This is a genomic window from Luteibacter sp. (assembly GCF_035539195.1).
Lineage (GTDB): Bacteria > Pseudomonadota > Gammaproteobacteria > Xanthomonadales > Rhodanobacteraceae > Luteibacter.
This window is the reverse complement of sequence record NZ_DATLIW010000038.1, coordinates 298783-318015: the sequence shown is the minus strand read 5'-3', so window position 1 is coordinate 318015 and position 19233 is coordinate 298783. Positions and strand designations below refer to the sequence as shown.

13 protein-coding genes are annotated in these 19233 nt (G+C 67.0%); 8 read left to right on the top strand and 5 right to left on the bottom strand.

Annotation, left to right across the window (positions count from 1 at the left end):
- Positions 1 to 330: 330 nt before the first annotated feature.
- The 6 genes from VM621_RS16870 (at position 331) to lanKC (ending at position 9347) form a co-directional block, all read left to right on the top strand.
- Positions 331 to 1062 carry an ABC transporter ATP-binding protein gene (locus tag VM621_RS16870; RefSeq protein WP_325470132.1) on the top strand — a complete coding sequence of 244 codons (732 nt, stop codon included), beginning with the start codon at positions 331 to 333 and terminating at the stop codon, positions 1060 to 1062.
- Entirely contained in the window at positions 1059 to 3497 is a 2439-nt protein-coding gene (locus VM621_RS16865) for an ABC transporter permease (protein WP_325470114.1), read from the top strand. Before VM621_RS16870 ends, VM621_RS16865 begins: the two co-directional genes overlap by 4 nt.
- Entirely contained in the window at positions 3494 to 4870 is a 1377-nt protein-coding gene (locus VM621_RS16860) for a sigma-54 dependent transcriptional regulator (RefSeq protein ID WP_325470113.1), read from the top strand. Before VM621_RS16865 ends, VM621_RS16860 begins: the two co-directional genes overlap by 4 nt.
- Positions 4871 to 4881: 11 nt before the next feature.
- The gene (locus VM621_RS16855) at positions 4882 to 6300 is read left to right on the top strand and encodes a sensor histidine kinase (protein WP_325470112.1); all 1419 of its coding nucleotides are present in this window, start codon (positions 4882 to 4884) and stop codon (positions 6298 to 6300) included.
- 138 nt (positions 6301 to 6438) lie between these two features.
- Complete coding sequence (locus VM621_RS16850; protein ID WP_325470111.1) at positions 6439 to 6570, top strand: hypothetical protein; 132 nt, start codon at positions 6439 to 6441, stop codon at positions 6568 to 6570.
- Between the two features lie 83 nt (positions 6571 to 6653).
- The gene (gene lanKC, locus VM621_RS16845) at positions 6654 to 9347 is read left to right on the top strand and encodes a class III lanthionine synthetase LanKC (protein WP_325470110.1); all 2694 of its coding nucleotides are present in this window, start codon (positions 6654 to 6656) and stop codon (positions 9345 to 9347) included.
- On the opposite strand, the gene VM621_RS16840 is transcribed toward lanKC, so the two are convergent.
- From VM621_RS16840 to VM621_RS16820, 5 genes are all read right to left on the bottom strand, one after another.
- Complete coding sequence (locus tag VM621_RS16840) at positions 9317 to 11614, bottom strand: TonB-dependent receptor (protein ID WP_325470109.1); 2298 nt, start codon at positions 11612 to 11614, stop codon at positions 9317 to 9319. The genes lanKC and VM621_RS16840 overlap by 31 nt on opposite strands.
- 47 nt (positions 11615 to 11661) lie before the next feature.
- Complete coding sequence (locus VM621_RS16835; RefSeq protein ID WP_325470108.1) at positions 11662 to 12045, bottom strand: DUF2946 family protein; 384 nt, start codon at positions 12043 to 12045, stop codon at positions 11662 to 11664.
- A gap of 82 nt (positions 12046 to 12127) precedes the next feature.
- Positions 12128 to 13738, bottom strand: a complete 1611-nt coding sequence (locus VM621_RS16830; RefSeq protein ID WP_325470107.1) for an MFS transporter — start codon at positions 13736 to 13738, stop codon at positions 12128 to 12130.
- Positions 13735 to 15162 carry an efflux transporter outer membrane subunit gene (locus VM621_RS16825; RefSeq protein WP_325470106.1) on the bottom strand — a complete coding sequence of 476 codons (1428 nt, stop codon included), beginning with the start codon at positions 15160 to 15162 and terminating at the stop codon, positions 13735 to 13737. The genes VM621_RS16830 and VM621_RS16825 overlap by 4 nt, the downstream gene beginning before the upstream one ends.
- A complete protein-coding gene (locus VM621_RS16820; protein WP_325470105.1) occupies positions 15159 to 16154 on the bottom strand; it encodes an HlyD family secretion protein in 996 nt (331 codons plus the stop codon). The genes VM621_RS16825 and VM621_RS16820 overlap by 4 nt, the downstream gene beginning before the upstream one ends.
- A 152-nt stretch (positions 16155 to 16306) precedes the next feature.
- On the opposite strand from VM621_RS16820, the gene glgX reads away from it, so the two are divergent.
- Entirely contained in the window at positions 16307 to 18412 is a 2106-nt protein-coding gene (gene glgX / locus VM621_RS16815) for a glycogen debranching protein GlgX (protein WP_325470104.1), read from the top strand.
- Positions 18413 to 18486: 74 nt separating this feature from the next.
- Positions 18487 to 19233: a molybdate ABC transporter substrate-binding protein gene (modA, locus tag VM621_RS16810; RefSeq protein ID WP_325470103.1), complete on the top strand. Its 747-nt coding sequence runs from the start codon at positions 18487 to 18489 to the stop codon at positions 19231 to 19233.

Below are 19233 nucleotides of genomic sequence, written 5' to 3'. Positions count from 1 at the left end.
GTAAGCCGGCAAGGATACTGGGATCGGCGCTTCAAGTGGGCATGTAAATGGCGTTACATGTAAACGATTACGGCGTTGGGCCGCATGGCATTGACTGTCATCCCGGCAGGAGGGTCGGATGCGTTGTCGAGCGCGGTCGTCGGTGTTCGACAACGTAACCCGTAACGCAAGTCGTGCGCGAATCGGATGACTGAACCCTTATCGCAACGCATATACGGCAAAACGTGACGGCGTCGCCGTCGAACGCCGCGGGTGCAAGCCACAATCGTCGACAGAAGCGATGTCTGAGGGTTCACCGTGCAATCTGCTCTTGCTGCGCCGGTGATCGAGATGCGGAGCATCGGCAAGGTATTCGACATCGGTGCGATGGAGCTCCACGTCCTCACCGATATCCACCTCGATGTTCGCAGGGGCGAGTTCGTCTCGATCGCGGGGCCTTCGGGTTGCGGCAAGACCACGCTGTTGTCCCTGATGGGCCTGCTCGACGTACCGACCTACGGCGCATTTCGCTTGCTGGGTCAGTCGATGTCAGGGCTGGGCAGGCGGGCACGGGCACGTTTGCGAAACCAGCACGTCGGCTTCGTCTTCCAGGCCTTCAACCTGATCGGTGACATGACCGTCGCCGAGAACGTCGAGTTACCCCTGTCGTTTCGCGATGGCATGAGTCGTCGCGAGCGCAGGGAGCGTGCCGCCCGCGCGTTGGCCGATGTCGGCATGGGACATCGCATGCGTCACTATCCCGACCAACTCTCGGGCGGGCAGCAGCAACGCGTCGCCGTGGCCCGCGCACTCGCCGGCGAGCCGGCCATCCTGCTCGCCGACGAACCGACCGGTAACCTGGATCTGCGCAACGGCGAGACGGTGATGGCCCTGCTGAGCCGTCTGCACGCATCGGGACGAACGATCTGCATGGTTACCCACGACGAGCGTTTCAGCAGCGTGGCCGACCGTACGATCCGTCTCCTGGACGGCCGTGTCATCGACGAAACGACGTTTCGTCAACGTCAGCGGGAAGCCGAGGCAGGGCTGGACGAACGGCGAAGCACGGAATCGTTCCCGTGAGTTGGCCACTCGCCGGGCTGACGCGACCCTGGCGCGCGCTCTGGCGTCCGCGGGGCTTCCTGCCCTTAGCCTCGTTCACGCTGGCGATCGGCCTGGCCGCGTTTACCAGCGCTTTCGCGATGGCGGAGTCGCTGTTGAGGGCGCCCCCGTTCCCGCACCACGCCCGCATCGTTCTGTACGGCGAGCAGGATCGCGATCCCGGCAGTCGCGCGGCGTCACCGATGTTCTACGACGCCATCGGTCTCCCCCAGGGCGCGATATCCCGGGGTGCCGCGCAGGTACCGGAATCGGTGAACCTTCGTTCCGGCAATCGCGAGAAGCTGGCGAGCGCGCAGCGGGTCGACGCCGGGTTCCTGCCCACGCTGGGCGTGACCTCCGTGTTTCCGGAGGATCCTTCGATCCCGTTCGACCAGGGGGTCGTGTTGTCGCATGCGTTCTGGCATGACTGGATGGGCGCCGACGCCAACGTCGTAGGGCGCCGTATCGACGTCAATGGCACGCCAATGATCGTACGCGGGGTACTTCCGGCGAACTATCGATGGTTGGCCGACATCGACCTGCTGATGCCGCTTCCCGCGACCGGTGCATCTGGTGACAGTGCGGCGAACCTGGTCGCCATCGCGCGGCTCGGCCCCGGCGTGTCGGGCGACACCGTGGCGCGCCGGATGCAGGCGACGCTCGCGGCCCACCACCTGCCGCTCCATCCCGGATGCGGCTGTGTTTCCACGTATGGAACGACACCCCTCGATGTCATGCTGACCAGCAGGGCAAGGCCCGTGGTGTTGCTCTACTTCGGCTGCTCGTTGCTGGTCCTGGCCGTTGCCGGTGTGAACCTGTCCAACCTCATGCTTACCCGTGCCTTGCAGCGCACCCAGGAAACCTGCCTGACGATTGCCTTCGGTGGGCTGGGCTGGCGGCCGAGGATTCCGCTGATCATGGATGTGGTCGCCATCAGCATCGGTTCCTTGACCTTCGGCTTGCCGTTGGCTCACGTTCTGGTTGTTGCCGTGCGTCCCCTGGTCCCGACATCCTGGCTTCTCTCGGCCTTGCCGGTCGACCTGGACTGGCGAGCATGCGTGGCCGCCGTTCTCGCCTCCGTCACCGTATGCGCGCTGTCGGCGATGCTCGGGTCCGTTCACGTAGACTCCGACCGGCTGCTGCGCATGCAGTTTTCCCGCGACGGGACGTCGCCCGCGGGACTGGCGCAGCGGGCGCGTCGTCTGCTTCTGCTGGTGCAGATGGCCGTTGCAACGCTCCTGCTCGTCCTCGGCGTGTCCGCCGTGGGCCAGATGTGGCGGATGATGGGAGTGTCCCTGGGCTTTCAGCCGGCGAGCGCGAGCTTCGTCGAAGTCAGTCCGGACGCCGTCCAGTTTCCGCAGCTGGGCGATGTACGACACGCCGCCGACGTCATCCGCAGCGCGGCGATGAAGCGGCCGGGGGTGGTCGCGGCGGGTCTGTCCACATGGTTGCCGGTCGGATCGGGATACTTCATGCCGTTCCGCTTGCCGAACGGTACATCGACGTACGTGGAATACGGCTTGGTCTCGCCTGGCGCGATGGAATCGATGGGTGTCTCGCTGATTGCCGGTCGTTCCATCGGTGCAGGCGACCTGGCAACGACACCGGCGGTAGCGGTGGTCAACCAGGCCTATCTCGATCGCATCGATAGCCGGGGCATAGGGGGCTGGGTGTTGCCCGCATCCCGGCACGGCGCAAACCGGCCCATGCGCATCGTCGGCGTGGTGGCCGATACACGGCCAGCGGGTGCGGAGCAGGCGACGCCGCCCGCGGTCTTTCTGCCTTTGCCCCAGGTCGATCCCGAGGTCTATGGTTTCATCCGACGCTTCGTGCGCACCTTCGTCGTCATCCGCGGGCCGGGCCAGACCGTCGCCGACGCGCAGGCTTTGCAGCGTTTGATCCAGCACGCTGTCCCCGGCCTGGCCGCGGGAACGAGGCAGACATTCCGGCAGCTTGCAAGCGAGGCGACCGCGCAGGCGCGCCGGAACGCGGTGCTCGCCGCCGTGTACGCCGGCATGGCACTGTCCTTGGCCTGCATCGGTCTTTATGCCATCCAGTCGCTCGAAGCGACCAGCGCCCATCGTGACATCGCCCTGCGAGACGCGCTCGGTGCGACGCCCATGGATCTGCTCGGTCATCTTGTCTCGCGAGGCGTCAGCATGGCGATGCCCGGTGTCGCACTGGGCCTGGTTGCCGCCGTCATCGTCGAGCGGACCCCCGTGCATCCGGCTCTCGAGACAGGCGCGATCGACGTCGGCGTGATCGCTGCGGTCGCCTTGCTGATGATCGTCGCGGCGCTGGTCGCGGTAGCGCTGCCGTCGCTGCGTGCGGCCGGCGTGCGACCCGCAAGCATCCTGCGCAACGAACCGGCCATCTTGCCGCGATGGCCGCGCCACCACGAGAGCATCCCACGATGACCCCCCATCCCCCGACCTCCCTCCCCGTGCTCATCGTCGACGACCAGGCCGACGTGCTCGTGTCGCTGCGCCTGCTTTTCAGGTCCGCGGACATTTCGTCGGTGCAGGTGACGTCGCCCGCCGCGGCGCTCGATGCCGTGTCGCGGGTCGAGTTCGCCTGCGCCGTGCTCGATCTCAACTACAGCGCCGATACGACGTCCGGACAGGAAGGGCTTCAACTGATCGCCCGCCTGCGTGAGGAGCTGCCCGATCTGCCGCTTATCGCGATGACCGCCTGGGGCAGCGTCGACCTGGCAGTGCACGCCATGCGCCTGGGCGCCGCCGACTTCGTCGAGAAGCCCTGGAGCAATGAGCGAATCCTGCATACCGTGCGCAGCCAGGTGGCCCTGCGCGAGATCCGCGAGGAGAACCGGCGCCTTCGCGCGGCGAATGCCCTCGGCAGGGAATCGAACGATGTGCTTCGTACCTGGGCATCGTCGGCGATGCGCGAAGTGATGAAGCTGGCGTCGCGCATCGCCGACGGCGAAGGCAATGTCCTGATCCTCGGCGAGAACGGCACGGGGAAATCGTTGCTGGCGCGCGAGATCCACGCCATGTCGCCGCGCGCCGAAGGTCCGGCTATTCGCGTGGACATGGGTAGCCTTCCCGAATCGCGCTTCGCCGATGAGATGTTCGGCGACGAAGACCCGAGACCGCGCCCGGGCCGATTCGAACTGGCGCAGGGTGGAAGCCTGATCCTGGAGGAGATCGGCAACATTCCCCTCACCCAGCAGGTGAAGCTTTTGCGCGTGCTCGAGGAAGGCGAGTTCGAGCGCTCCGGCTCGACGCGTACGCAGCGGGTGAATGTCCGCGTCATCTCGGTGACGAATGCGGACATGGATGCCGCGGTTCGCGGCGACCGCTTCCGGCGCGATCTGCTCTATCGCCTGAACGCCATGCAGATACGCTTGCCGGCGCTGCGCGAAAGGGTGGATGACATCGTCCCGCTCGCGCGGCACATCATGTTGCGCGAATGCAGTCGTCGCGGGCGCGGCGGGATGTTCCTGACCGCCGCCGCCGAGCGCGCCATGCGTGCCTCCGACTGGCCGGGAAACATCCGTGAACTGGAGCACGCGGTGGAGTGTGCCGTCCTGCTGGCCGAGCGGGACGAGATCGACGTCGACTGCCTCAACATCAGCCGGACCGCGGAGGCTCCGCTGTTGCTGGATCGGCTCACGCTGCCCGAGGCCGAAGAGATGCTCATACGGAACGCGTTGGAGCGTAACGACCACAACCTGCAGCGTGCCGCCGATGCGCTCGGCATTTCGCGCCAGTCGCTATACCGTCGGCTCGACAAGCATCGCGTTCGCTATGGCTTCGAGCCCGTCGAGTAAGGGAGGCTGGCATGGGCTTTCTACACGGCTCGCGCGATACGGCGACGGTCCACGACCGTTCCGTGACCTTGCGCATCGACGCCGCGCTATGGGCCGGGATGTTCCTGATGCCGATCGTCGTCGGCGGCGCCCTGGTCGTCTTCCTCGACGGGACCTCCCCGACCACGCGAGCGGCCATCTTCGGTACGGCGCTTTCGCTCAGCCTTCTCCTGGGATGGATCGGCGGTAGCCGTCTGTTGACCACCCTGGGAACGGTTTTCGATCTGCTGTTCGCCATCCGCGAAGGCGACTACAGCATGCGCGGCCGGGTGCGCCCCGGACGCGACCCGCTGCAGGGACTGATTGCCGACATGAACCTGCTGACCGAAGACCTCGGCAGCGGTCGGCGCAAGCGGACGGAGACCGCCCGCTTCCTGGGTAAAACCCTGGTCGCGCTGCATAGCGCTGTCTTTGTCGTCGACGAGAAAGGCCGCCTGACGTTCATCAACCTGGCTGCCCGGCGCCTGATCGGTGCGGAGCGCGCCGCCGTGGTCGGTCGGGACGTGACCTCGCTGGGCCTTGCCGAGCCGCTCAGTGCCGCCGACGGTGCGATTCTTACCCACCGCTTCTCTTTCGCGAACGGTCGCTGGGCCGTGCGCAAGGCGGTGTGGTACAGCGAAGGGCGCGAACACACCATGGTGATGCTGCACGACCTGAGTGCCGCGCTGAGCGAGGAGGAGCGTCGTGCGTGGCAGCGGCTGATCCGCGTACTCAGCCACGAGCTGAACAATTCGCTCGCACCGATCGGCTCACTGGCCGGCAGCCTGTCGACCTTGCTCGATGCGCGCGATCGCGCGGCGGTCGACGAGGAGTTGCGTCTTGGCCTGGAAGTGATCGGTCGACGCGCGCATTCGCTGACGCGCTTTCTTTCCGGTTACGGCCGGCTGGCGCGACTGCCTCCCCTGCAACGCCATACGTTCCGACTCGATCTTGCATTGCGGCGCTTCGCACTGCTCGAGCAGCGCAAGCCGGTCGAAGTGCGAGGCACCTCACCGGTCACTCTCGACGGCGACGAAGACCAGCTCGGCCAGGCATTCATCAATCTCATGCGCAACGCGGTCGAAGCGACCCTGCAGACCGGTGGAGGCGTCCGCGTCGATTGGCGCGCCGAGGGCGATCACGTGCGGGTGACGATCGAGGACGACGGCATCGGACTGCCCCCGAGCGATGGCATCTTCGTGCCGTTCTTCACCACCAAGCCGGAGGGCTCCGGTATCGGCCTGACGCTGACGCGCCTGATCATCGAAGCCCACGCCGGGACCGTCGACCTGGCTCCACGCTGTGACGCGAAAGGCGCCGTTGCCACCGTGCGCCTGCCCATGCGTCCGGCTCCGGACAGCACTGTCCGGTTTCGGACGGCGCAAGTGACCGAAACCGGTCACGCCGGGTAAAAACGCGCCGCAAGAGAGCGTCCATGCGTGTGGAACGGCGCCTGGACACTGTCTCGCCGGGTGACCGCACCCTAGATTCGTCTGGCGCAACGCGGTTCTTGCGGCGCGCATGTCTCAGCGTTCAATAGAGGAGGGAATATGCCGAACGTACTCGATCTGCAGAACCTGGCGACCGACCTGGCATGGGATCGTAACGACGGTGGGGAGTTCGGAACCACCTGCAGCACCTGCGGGTGTTCGATCTACCACATGGATGGCTTCGCCGAATAAGCGAAAGCGACGAAGGCGGGCTAGGCGACGTCCGGGTCGCCTAGCCCGCCGGGTCGCACCCGAACACGGAGAGACGGGACGATATGGAACGACGCGCCCAGCTGTTGCAGTACACCGCGGTCGATCGCGAATTCTTCGAACCTTATGCCAGTCGCCCCATTCGGGACGACGACTTCATGGCTCCGGCACGGCGAGTGCTTCCGGAACCTTGGACGATGGAACGATCGGGCATCTGGGTGCATTGCCGACCGCCGGACGCCGTGCTCCCGATGCAGGGGTGGAAGATCCACATATCCTCGATCAGCTCGACCGCGACGATCGTGCTGTCGATCGCCGCGGCCACCCTCGGTGGATCCGGTACGCCGTTCAAGTTCGCCGCGGACCAGGGAATCCTCGGCGCGATCAACGGCAAGCGTTGGCCGCGCAGTGGCTCGGGCAAGTTCATTACGGTCTACCCGCGCGATGTCGCCGACTTTCGCCAGGTCATTGCCGACCTCCACGCCGCCCTGTCCGGTTACGCCGGACCCTACGTGCTCACCGACCGCCGCTACGAGGACTCCCGCGTTCTCCATTACCGCTATGGTGGGATCGTTTCGGACTTTCGCGTCTCGCCAGGCGGTCGCCGCGAGTGGCTGCTGAGGCGGCCCGACGACGCCACCGAGGTGGACGACCGTTCGCCACGATTCAAACTCCCCGATTGGCTGCGCGACCCGTTTGGCGCCGAGTCGCCAGCGGAGCCGCCGTCTTCGGTCCTGCTTGGCGGTGGTCGCTACCGTGTCTACAAGGCCCTGGCGTTTTCCTCCGCGGGTGGCGTCTATCTCGCCGACGACCTCGATGCAGGCCAGCGTGTCGTCATCAAGGAAGCCCGTCCGTTCATCGGTTTCCGCGAGACGGCGAAAGAAAGCCTGCGCAAGGAATACCGCCTGCTCCGTCGTCTGGCCTCCCTGCATGTCGCACCCCAGCCGGTCGCCTATTTCGAAGAGTGGGAACACAGCTTCCTGGTCGAGGAGTACCTGCGCGGCGAGACGATGCGTCTGTGGTTGGGCCGGCGCTATCCCTGGTTGAAGACGCGGGCGACGAGGGACGACGTGGCGCAATTCCTCGCCGATGTCGTGGCGATATTCAGCGACCTCGCCGACGCGATCGCGCGGGTGCACGCGGTGGGTGTGTCGCTGGGCGATCTCTCCTTCCACAACATCATCGTGAACGCCGACGGTGGCGTGCGCCTGATCGATCTGGAAGCCGCCGTGGAGGAAGGGCTGGACACGCCACTGCCGCTACGCACGCCGGGCTTCGCATCGGGGAACCCGTCGCCTGCGAGTCACGCGGAGGCGAAGAACGAGGATGGCTACGCCTTCGGCGCCAACCTGCTCGCCGCCATGATTCCGGTCAACGCGATGCTGCCCCTGGACCGTGGCGTCGCCCTGCGATTCGCTCGTTGGATGAGCGACGACCTGGGCTATCCGTCCGCCGTGACCGAGGCGATCGCCCAGTTGTTGAATCCGGATACGCGGGAGCGACCCTTGCCTACCGCGGTGATGGCAACCTTGCGAACGTCTCTGGCGTGCGTGGAGAGCGGGGAAGCGCCGGTGCCGTATCGCGATGCGGCCGTGCCGCCTCCCCCCGCCAGACAGGCGGATGCGCTATTCGCCTACGTGACGGCCCAGGCCGCCCGTGCCCGTCCGGATCGGTTCGTGCCGGCCGCCCCCGAGGTCTTCGAAAGCCACCCCTGGGGCGTCGCCCATGGGGCCGCCGGCGTCCTCCACGCGTATCTGCGCGGCCGGCGCGCGCCCCCGGAAGGACTGCGTGAGTACCTGTTCGCCGGTGTCGACCAGGGCGGCCAACGTGGGTCCAGCCTCATGTCGGGGGATGCGGGCATCGCATGGGTCCTGTTCGAGGCGGGCGAGGCCGATCGTGCCGCCGCCCTCATGCGCGCGGCGCCGCTGGACGATGGCCTCCGCCGCTGCCCCGGACTGTACGAAGGCCTCGCGGGTTGGGGGCTGGCTCGCATCAAGGCATGGCATGAAACGGCGGACGCCGATTTTCTGGCCACGGCGGTCAAGGCGGGCGACCTGTTGCTGGGCTCCGCCATCAGCGGCGACGATGGCGCCCTGCGCTGGCCCGATGGGGACCAGCAGCCGATCGGTCTCGCGTATGGCGCGGCGGGTATCGCCCTGTTCCTGCTACATCTCAACGTAGCCACCGGCGAGCGGCGGTTTCTGGAGGGCGCCATCGCCGGCCTCGCTTTCGACCTCGCACAGCGCCGCCTCAACCCGGATGGCGCGGCGACGTGGCCCATGTCCCTTGGCCCCTTTCCCTCGGTGCCCTACCTGCGCCAGGGGACGGCGGGCATCGTTGCCGTCGTCGCCCGCTTCCATGCCGTGACCGGCGACGCGCGGTACGCGGACATGCTGCTCGCCAGCGAGGGTGACCTGCTACGCCAGCACGCCATCAGTCCCGGGCTGTTCGACGGCCTCGCCGGGATCGGCGAGACGCTTCTCGATCTGGCGCGCTTTCTTCCCGCGCGCGCGACGTACTTCCGCCACGCCGCGCTTCGCGTGGCGCACGGCATCCGCCCCTTCCTGATCCGGCGCGACGAAGGGCTCGCCGTGCCCGGTACGGAACTGCTGCGCATCAGCTGCGATCTGGCCACGGGCGGCCTCGGCGTCGCCTCGTTCTTCGATCGATTGCGGCACGGTGCACCGGCCGCTTTCATGCTCGACGAACTGCTTCCCTCGAACGTGCGTCAGAGCCGGAACCTGGCCTCGACCAGATAGCTGCGCGACGGGTAGGGGTAATACACGTAATAGCGGCGATTGGTGAGGTTGTCGACACCCGCACCGAGTTCCACGTGCTCGCTCACCGTCCACGTCAGCTTGGCATCGAAGGTGAGGAAGGCGCTGGCGCCACCGAAGGTATCCGGATGAATGTCGCTGTGGTCGAGCGTGTTGTACTGCCTTCCGGAGTAACGCCCGGCGAGGGTCATCGCGATACGCTCGCTGGCGTGATACGTACCGATCAGGTTCGCGCGCCAGCGGGGTATCCGGTAGAACTGCTTGCCTTCGGATGCGGGATTGCGCGCATTGGTCACCGTGGTCGCCTGCGTATAGGCCGCATTGGCACTGAGGTCGAAGCGCGTCCCCCCGACGTGGCTGCCGTCGTAGCTGGCTTCGGCGCCGCGCGTGCGTACGAGCCCGACATTCTGCACGCTGGTGACGTTCGGGAACACGGTCGTATCGGTCTGGCTGAACAGCGTATTGCGCGTGTCGCTGCGATAGATCGTGAAACGCGCGACACCGTTGGGTCGATACCATTCCGCCGACAGCTCACGCGAGAGGTCGTTCTCCGGTTTCAGGTTGGGGTCGTTGTTGATCAACGCGATGCCGTTGAACGTTCCCTGGAACAACTCGTTCACCGTAGGAAAGCGATACGCGCGCGCAGCGGAAAGCCGCAGGGTCACGTTGTCGCTGGCATCGAAGCTCAACGAGGCCTTCGGCGAGGTGTGCGTTTCCTTGCGCTGCGGATAACCGATCGTGGCCGCCGCGGTGGCGCGCGCCCCGTTGAACGCCCGCCATTGTTCGTAACGCGCACCGACGGTGAGCCGCCACCTTTCGATGAGTTGCCACGCGTCCTGGAGATACACCGCCTGGGTCTGCGTGCTACCGCCGTTGGAGGCGGCGAGCGGCCCGGCCTCGCCGCTACGCCAGTTGGCCAGGTTGTAGGTGGCGTTGTCCAACGCATAGCCGTCGAAGTGATAGCCGAAACTCACGGCATGGGTATTGGCCGCGACGTTATCCGGCGTATGGCTGGCACGCAGGTCGAGGGTGCGCCAGCGGCTGCCGTCGCCGGCGGTCAGCACGCCGGCGCCGTCGTCGGTCACGGCGCCCGCCACCCGATCGCGATTGCGATCCATGTCGAAATAGGAGGCATCCGCTTCGACGTTCCATCCGCTGTCCCGGTGCGTTCCCAGCGAGACGCCGTACAGGTAGTTGCGGCTTTGCCGGGTGCTCGGCGCGAAGAAGTTGGCCGGCAGGGTGTATTGCCGTCCGTCGATCGTCACCGGTCCGGACCAGACGGGCCGGCCGGTGGCGTCGCGAAGGAAGGTTGCCGTGCGATGCGTGAGGTCCTGCTTCCAGTAGCCCGCGGTAACCGCGGCGGTGAGGTCGGGCGTGATGTCATAAGCCAGGCGCGCGTGGGCTTCGTCCTGGCTGCTCGCTTCCTGGCCTTCGCTGTTCACGCCCAGCACCTCCCGGGGCACGCCGTTCGCGCCGGTGTCGCCCAAGGCGCCGGTGACAGGATTTCGCGTGCCCGCGAGGGCCGAGCGATTCTGCGTGGCGTAGACCAGTGGCTGGCCGTTGGCCTGCAGGTGGGACACGCCGACGAGGAAGGCGAAACGGCCGTCCCGGTCGCCGAGGGTCGCTGTCTGCCGACTGCCGCCGTAGTCGCGATCGATGCCATAGGTATGCACGTGCTGGGTAAAGGCCTGCACGTCGCCGGTGACCTCCAGCTTCTCCGGCATGCGCGTGGTCATCAGCACCGTCGCGCCGATCGCATTGCCGGGATAGAGCGCGGAGTAAGCGCCGTAGATCACGTCGACGCGCGCAAGATTCTCCGGGAACGCCATCGACCAGCGCGGTGGATTGGCCCAGTTGTTGCCGAGCAGATTGGAGAGCAGGAGACCGTCGAGATACACCAGGCCGCGCGCACTCTGTGCGTTGCTGGTGCCACGCACGGAGAACGTGGCGTTCTCGTCGCCGGTGAAGCGTTTGCGGATGCCGAACGAGGGCAGGTACTTCAGGGCATCCTCGGCGTTGATCACGTTGAGGTTATCGAGCTTCTCGGCGGTGATCGTTTCCACCGCGGCCGGCAGGTCGGGATCGACCGGCGTGCCACGGCTGGCGGCCGACACGCGCACTTCTCGAAGGGTGGTGGTGCGTTGCGGATCGTCCGCGCTATCGGCGGCATGAACGGGCAGGCAGGCGGCGCCGAAGGCGCAGGCGAGGGCGCGCGCAAGAGCGCGCCCATCGGTGGGAAACAGGGTCATGGGAATCGGTCCGTGGGTCGGTGGCGTACGGCGGGATCGAAGAACGATCAGGCGTGCGCGGCGACCGGCGGACCTCGCGGAGGCGCGTGCAGGATGGCCGTCGGCTCATGCGCGCGCGCGGCGGGAAGCGTGGCGGCGACGTAGCCAGGCGAGGGCAGCGCATGGCCGATGTGGAATGCGGTTCCCAGCGCGGGCATCTGCGCGAACAGGGTGCAATAGCCACACGCGGCGTCGTCGCCCGGGGCGTCCGCATCATGGCCACGCGCGGCGCCATGGTGGTCGGCGGGGACGGGCTCGCACCAGGTGCCGAGGTCCGGGAACACGAACGCGGCCGATACGGTCCGCGAGACCGACGGCGCAAGCACGGTGAGCCAGACGGCGACCAGCGCCATCCATCCCAACCAGCGATTTCGTGCCAGACCATGACGCACGTCGGCGTCCCCTAGATTGCAACCCTGGACGTGGGTCCAGGGATGATGTCACGAACGCGGGTGAAGGCGCTGCGACACGGTGTCACGCTTTTCGGTTTTCGTTGGGTGGCAGGGCGGGAACGGCGGCGGGATTGACCAGGACGGGCGGCTCGCGCAGGCACATCACGAGCACGACGGCCAGGGTGCCAACCACCGCGGCGAGCAGGAAACCGTCGAGGATCGACAAGGTATATGCCTGCCCTCGCACGGCGCTGGCGAGCAATCCCGCCCCGCGTGCCGCGGATGCGCCGGTGCCCTGGGTCGACGCGCCAAACAGCTGCGTATAGGCGAGGAGTCGATCGTCGGTCATCGGTTCGCCGGCGACGATGTGCTGGCCGATCAGGTTGGAGTGCACCTGCTCCGATTTCCGGGTGAACATGACCAGCACCGACGTTCCCAACTCCCCGCCGAACAGCCGTGCCGTCTGGATGATCGCCCCGAAGGTGATGCCATCGGCCGGTGCCACGTGATGACCGAAGAAGTAAATGACCGCGGTGAGCTCCAACGTCTCGCCGATGGCCTGCAGCAGGAGCGCCAGACTGAAATTGGATTCGGCCCATTCGGAGGTGATGCCGGTGGCGAGAAGAAAGCCGGCGGCGGCGATGGTGAAGCCGGTGCCGATCGCGAATCGCGCGTCCACGCGGTTGAGCAGCCACGCGACGATGGGCGCGATGATCAGCTGTGGGACCGCCACCCACAACGCCGCGTTACCGACTTCCTCCGGGCGCAGGCCACGCACCTGGATCAAATAGTTGGCGACCAGCGTGTTGCTGGCGGTGACCATGAAGCGCGTCGCCAGCACCAGCACGATCAGCAGCAGGACATTGCGTCGCAGGAGCAGGCCGAAGTCCACGCTCGGCGTGTCGAGCGTGGACTCGTGCAGCAGGAAGAGGCCCATGCAGATGAAGCCCAGGGCCAGCAATGTGACGACCAGCGTGGAAGAGAACCAGTCGAGCCGGTCGCCCTGGTCGAGCGCGATGAAGACGAAGGTGAAGGCGGCGCCGCCGGTCAGCATGCCGCGGAAGTCGCCGTTGCGCAGGTAGTCGTAGTCGATCGGCAGGCGTCGCAACCCGAACCAGTACAGCGCGAACAGCGGCGCCGCGACGACGGTGTTCTGCCAGAAGATCCAGTGCCAGGTCACGTGTTCCACGTACCAGCCTTCCAGCGATGAGGCCAGGTTGAGGCCGAGCACGATATTCATCGCATACGCCGCCAGTCCCCATGGCCAAAGCGCCTTCGGCAGGGAGGTCAGGATGAACGCGGCGGTCAGCGGAATGAAGGTGCCCGAGCCAAGCCCGGCCAGGCATTGCAGCATGATCAGCGAGCGCAGGTCCGGTGCGAAGGGAATCAGGAACTCGGCCAGGCCGTAGAGGACGCTGCCTGCCAGCAGCACGCGTCGCGGCGTGAACGCACGGCCGAGGAAGATCGCCAGCGGGCCGATCAACATCTGCGAGGCGGAGAACGCGGTGGGAATCCATGCGCCTTCGTCGAAGCCGGCGCTGACCGCACCGCGCACGTCGGCAAGGCCGATCGAGGTGAGGCGGGAGGTCAGCGTGGTCGCCAGCGCACCGACCAGCACGGCGACGATGCCTAGCCACGGCAGGCTGGCGGGGGGAGCGGGTGTCGCGGCGGCCGCTGCGGCGGTCGCGTTCATGGCGAGGCCGTCGCCGCGGTATCGGGCTGGCGCGGCACCGTATCCCCTTCCTTCCAGCCGCCGCCGAGGGCCTTGATCAGGGAGACGGCGGCGAGTAGCCGCTGCTGGTCGTTCTCGATCACCGCACGCTGGCTGGCCAGCGCTTGGCGTTCGGAATCGACCACTTCGAAGTAGCCGGCCAGACCGCGGTCATAGCGTGACCGCGAGAGCTTGGCCGCCGCCGTGGACGCGTCGACCGTGGCATCCAGCGCGCTGCCCCGCTCGCGCAACCAGGTGGTGTCCGCCAGCGCATCCTGCACTTCGCGAAACGCGGTGATGCCGGTCTGTCGCCATTTCGCTTCCGCGCCGCGGTAGGCCGCTTCGGCCGCTTCGAGGTTCGACTGGTTACGGCCGCCTTCGAAGATCGGCAGATGCACCGAAGGGCCGATCGACCAGATCCGGCTCTCGCTGCTCGTCAGGTCGCCCAGGCGAGGACTGACAAAACCACCCGCGGCCGTGAGACTCACCGAAGGAAAGAAGGCCGCCCGGGCGATGCCGATGCGCGCGCTGGCCGCGGCCAGGGCACGCTCGTCGCTGGCGACGTCGGGACGTCGCTCGAGCAGGGTCGAGGGCAGGCCGGCCGGAACGTCGGGCACGTGGGGGGTCCAGGTCGCGGGGGCCACGCTGAAGTCCGCGGCGTTACGCGCTTCGAGAACGGCGAGGGCATGCTCGAGATCGTCGCGGCGGCGGTGTGCATCGGACAGGTCGGCACGCGTCTGACTGAGCTCGGCCCGCGCACGCAGCACGTCGAGATCGCCCACTACCCCGGCATGGGCACGACGATCGGCGAGGTGGAGCTCGTCCTCGCGCAGGCCGACGGTACGCGACAGCACATCGATCTCGCGATCGCTGCTACGCAGGGAGAGGTAGGTGGACACGGTGGCGGCGGCAAGACTCAGACGCACCTGGGCGATCGCGTCGGCACTGCCCTGCAGATTGGCACCCGCGGCCTCGATGCTACGCCGCACGCGGCCCCACAGGTCCACCTCGTAGGCCACTTCGACCGGGGCCTCCCATACCGTGGTTTCGAGGTGGGGGAAGCGATTGGCGATGCTGCCGGAGGTGCGGGCCCGCGAGTAGGCGGGATCGAAGCTCACGTCGGGCGTGCGGTCGGCCCGGGCGACGCCGAGCAGGGCCCGGCTTTGATCGAAGCGGGCGAGTGCGCCGGCAAGGTCCTGGTTGGCGGCCAGTGTGGCGAGGACATGGCGATCCATCTCGTCATCGCCGAACAGCTTCCACCAGGCGTCGGGGAGTGGCGCGGTCGTGGCCGGCGCCTGCTTCCATGCGGCTGGCACGGGCGTCTCCGGCCGCTGGTAGTCGGGGCCGACGACGCAACCGGCCACGCCGGCGGCGAGCAGTGCCACCACGGCAAACCGCGACGTCACGGGCCGTTTCCTCCTTGCGGAGCCCGGATCTTCACGATCGTGGAGAGGCCCGGTGCCAGCCGTTCGCGATAGCGCCGAAGGTCGTCGTCACCGAAAAGGATCTTCACGGGGACGCGCTGCACCACCTTGGTGAAGTTGCCGGTGGCGTTGTCGGGCGGCAAGAGTGCGAATTGGGAGCCCGACGCGGGTGACAGGCTGTCGACGTGACCGACGAAGGTGACGCCCGGCAACGCGTCGACCGTCATCCGGGCTTCGGTGCCGCGCTTCATGCCATGCAACTGGGTTTCCTTGTAGTTGGCCACGACCCAGACCTGGTCCGAGACGATCGACAGCAGTGTCTGGCCGGCGTTGACCCGCGCTCCCACCTCGACCGCGCGCCGGCCCACGTAGCCGCTGACCGGTGCCAGCACCTTGGTGTAGCCGTAGGCCAGGTTGGCGTCGTGCAGCGAGGCTTCCGCGGTCGCCACCTGCGCCCGGGCCGATTCGCTGGCGGCCATCGCGGCGACCTTGCGCGCGTCGGCACTGGCCTTGTTCGCCCGCGCGGAGTCGGCGGCCGCCCTGGCCGCGTCGTACTCCTGCCGGGAAACGCCGCGGGGCGTCTCATTGACCAGCTCGCTGGCGCGCTTCAGATCGAGGACGGTCTTCTCCACGTTGGCCTGGGCCGCCACGATGGCGGCATCGGCTTCGACGATCTGCGCGTCGGCGCTGGCGACCTGGGCCTTGGCCCGGTCGATCTCCGCCCGCGCCTGTTCCACCCGGACGTCGAAGTCGCGCGTATCCAGCTCGAGGAGGACATCGCCGGCCTTCACGTGCTGGTTGTCGTCCACGTGCAGGGCGACCACGGTGCCGGTGACGCGCGGCGCGATGGGATGCAGGCGCCCGGTGACATAGGCATCCGTCGTGGTTTCGGTCCTGTCGAGCCAGAAGAAAAGCACGATGACGAGGGTGCCGATCACCAGCACCCCCCCGATGATGCGTAACGCGTGTTTCATCCCCGCCATTCCTCCATGGACACGGCGCCAACCTGCCACCGGCGCCGCCAACTTGCTTGGCGAATCCTGCGGGGTCAAGCCCGGAAGGAGGCGCTCACGTTTTCCTGTCGCCGGCTTGGCCATGCTCTTGAGCCGCCCCCGAGATCGCCGCCATGCCTGATGCCCGTTACGATTCCGCCTCGCCCGTGCGCGAAGGTTCCCCCTTTCCGCGCGGCGCCACCTGGGATGGCAAGGGCACGAACTTCGCGCTGTTCACGGCCCATGGCACCCGCGTCGAAGTGTGCTTCTACGACGACGCCGGCAACGAGACCGGGCGCATCGACCTGCCCGAGTACACGGACGAAGTCTGGCACGGCTATGTCCCCGGCGTCGGCCCGGGCCAGCTCTATGGCTACCGGGTCCACGGTCCTTACGAGCCGGAGAACGGCCATCGTTTCAACCCGAACAAGCTCCTGCTCGACCCCTATGCGAAGCAGATCGTCGGCGACCTGACCTGGGCCGACGAGCTCTACGGATACACGGTGGGCCATCCCGACGGGGACCTGAGTTTCGACGAGCGCGACAGCGCGCCGTTCATGCCCAAGGCCATGGTGATCGACCCCTCCTATAAATGGGTCGAGCACGGCAAGCCCTCGGTGCCATGGACACGCACGGCGATCTACGAGGCGCACGTGCGTGGCTTCACCATGCGCCATCCCGATGTCCCCGAGCACCTGCGCGGAACCTTCGCCGGCATGGCGACGCCGGAAGTCGTCGACTACATCCGCGGCCTGGGCGTGACCTCGGTCGAGCTGCTCCCGGTGCATGCCTACCTCGACGACCACTACCTGCAGGAAAAAAACCTGCGCAACTACTGGGGCTACAACACCATCGGCTTCTTCGCGCTGAAGACGCGATACATGTCCGGCGGCGATCCCCGTGAGTTCAAGGACATGGTCGCCGCGTTCCACCGCGCCGGTCTGGAGGTGATCCTCGACGTGGTCTACAACCACACCGCCGAAGGAAACGAGATGGGGCCGACCCTCTCGTTCAAGGGCATCGACAACGCCAGCTACTACCGTCTGGCCGAAGACAAGCGGTACTACATCAACGACACCGGTACCGGTAACACGGTAAACCTCAGCAACGCGCGCGTATTGCAGATGGTGAACGACTCGCTGCGCTACTGGGCGACCGAGATGAACGTGGACGGTTTCCGCTTCGACCTGGCCACGATCCTGGGCCGCGAGCCCTACGGCTTCGACGAGAATGGCGGTTTCCTCGACTCCTGCACGCAGGACCCCGTGCTCAACCAGGTGAAACTGATCGCCGAGCCCTGGGATTGCGGCCCCGGCGGCTACCAGGTGGGTGAGTTTCCGCCGGGATGGGTGGAGTGGAACGACAAGTTCCGCGACACCGTGCGCGCGTTCTGGAAAGGCGAGGACGGCAAGCTGGCCGAGTTCGCGCGCCGCTTCACGGGCTCCGCCGATCTCTTCGACAAGCGCGGCCGCCGCCCGTATGCGTCGCTCAACTTCATCACCGCGCACGACGGCTTCACGCTGCGCGACCTGGTTAGCTACAACGACAAGCACAACGAGGCCAACGGCGAAGACAACCAGGACGGCTCCAGCAACAACCATTCGTTCAACCACGGTGCCGAAGGCAACACGAAGGACGCCGGCATTCGCGCCATGCGCCAGCGCCAGTCGCGCAACCTGCTGGCCACGCTCTTCCTCGCCCAGGGAACGCCCATGCTGCTGGCCGGCGACGAACGTGGCAACACGCAGCAAGGCAACAACAACGCCTACTGCCAGGACAACGAGATCAGCTGGATCGACTGGAACGACGATCCGACCGAGGGCGGTCTGGCCACGGCCGTGCGCGAACTGGTCGCCCTGCGCGATCGATTCCCGATCCTGCGTCGTGCGCGTTTCCTCGATGGCCGCTATGACGAGGTGGCCGAGGTGCGCGATATCGTCTGGCTGAATCCCGGCGGTGGCGAGATGAAGCCGGAACACTGGGAGGATCCACGTGCGCGCTCCATCGGCATCCTGCTCGACGGTCGCAGCCAGGTCTCCGGTGTACGCGAACGCGGCAACGACCAGACGGTGCTTATCCTGATCAACGCGTTCGATGGCGGCGTGGAGTTCGCGCTGCCCGAGGGCGCCTGGACGGTGGCCTTCTCGACCGACCTCGACCTGCCGACCGACGCCACCCCGGCCGAGGGCGGCGCGTTGATCGCACCGCCACGTAGCCTGGTGGTGCTTGCACTGGGCTAGTCCCGGAGGGACGCCGTTGACCCTGCGCGGCGTGCGTCCCTATATTGCGGAACCTTCCGCCAAGGACCGACCCCATGCGCTTGCGCCCGCTCGTTGCGCTGATCCTCCTCGTCGGATGTGGCGGCGCATCGGCTGCGGACCTCGTCGTCTCGGCTGCCGCCAGCCTGACCGATGCCTTCCAGGCTGTCGGCAAGGCCTATGAAGCCAGGCATCCGGAGACGCACGTCGTGCTCAATGTCGCCGCGTCCGACGTGCTGTTGCGGCAGATCGTCAGCGGTGCCCCGGCCGATGTCTTCGCCTCCGCCGACGAAGCGGCCATGAACAAGGCCGTCGCGGCAAAGGCGATCGACCCGGCGAGCCGCCGGGACTTCGCCACGAACCGACTGGTCCTTATCGTGCCCAAGGGCGGCGACAGGCACGTGGCCTCGCCGGCCGACCTCAAGGCAGACAGCGTTAAGCGCGTGGCCTATGGCGACCCGGCTTCGGTGCCGGTCGGCCGTTACACCAGGGCGGCGCTGGAGCAGCAAGGCCTGTGGGATGCCGTGTCGGCCAAGGGGGTGCTGGCGCAGAACGTTCGCCAGAGCCTCGACTACGTGGCGCGCGGCGAAGTGGACGCGGGCTTCGTCTTCGCCACCGATGCCAGCCTGATGAAGGACAAGGTCGACGTTGTCGCCACGGTGCCGACGCCGACGCCGATCACCTATCCGATCGCCGTCGTGGCCGGCTCGAAGCAGGGCAGGGAAGCGGCGTCGTTCGAAGCTTTCGTCCAGTCGCCCGAGGGGCGCGGCATCCTCGCCGGGTTCGGCTTCCAGGCACCCTGA

Excerpts from the sequence above, each read along its gene's own strand:
- VM621_RS16870 (WP_325470132.1), top strand. The coding sequence starts at position 331 with ATGCGGAGCATCGGCAAGGTATTCGACATCGGTGCGATGGAGCTCCAC.
- VM621_RS16860 (WP_325470113.1), top strand. The coding sequence starts at position 3,494 with ATGACCCCCCATCCCCCGACCTCCCTCCCCGTGCTCATCGTCGACGAC.
- VM621_RS16855 (WP_325470112.1), top strand. The coding sequence starts at position 4,882 with ATGGGCTTTCTACACGGCTCGCGCGATACGGCGACGGTCCACGACCGT.
- VM621_RS16850 (WP_325470111.1), top strand. The coding sequence starts at position 6,439 with ATGCCGAACGTACTCGATCTGCAGAACCTGGCGACCGACCTGGCATGG.
- lanKC (WP_325470110.1), top strand. The coding sequence starts at position 6,654 with ATGGAACGACGCGCCCAGCTGTTGCAGTACACCGCGGTCGATCGCGAA.
- VM621_RS16840 (WP_325470109.1), bottom strand. The coding sequence starts at position 11,614 with ATGACCCTGTTTCCCACCGATGGGCGCGCTCTTGCGCGCGCCCTCGCC.
- VM621_RS16830 (WP_325470107.1), bottom strand. The coding sequence starts at position 13,738 with ATGAACGCGACCGCCGCAGCGGCCGCCGCGACACCCGCTCCCCCCGCC.
- VM621_RS16820 (WP_325470105.1), bottom strand. The coding sequence starts at position 16,154 with ATGAAACACGCGTTACGCATCATCGGGGGGGTGCTGGTGATCGGCACC.
- glgX (WP_325470104.1), top strand. The coding sequence starts at position 16,307 with ATGCCTGATGCCCGTTACGATTCCGCCTCGCCCGTGCGCGAAGGTTCC.
- modA (WP_325470103.1), top strand. The coding sequence starts at position 18,487 with ATGCGCTTGCGCCCGCTCGTTGCGCTGATCCTCCTCGTCGGATGTGGC.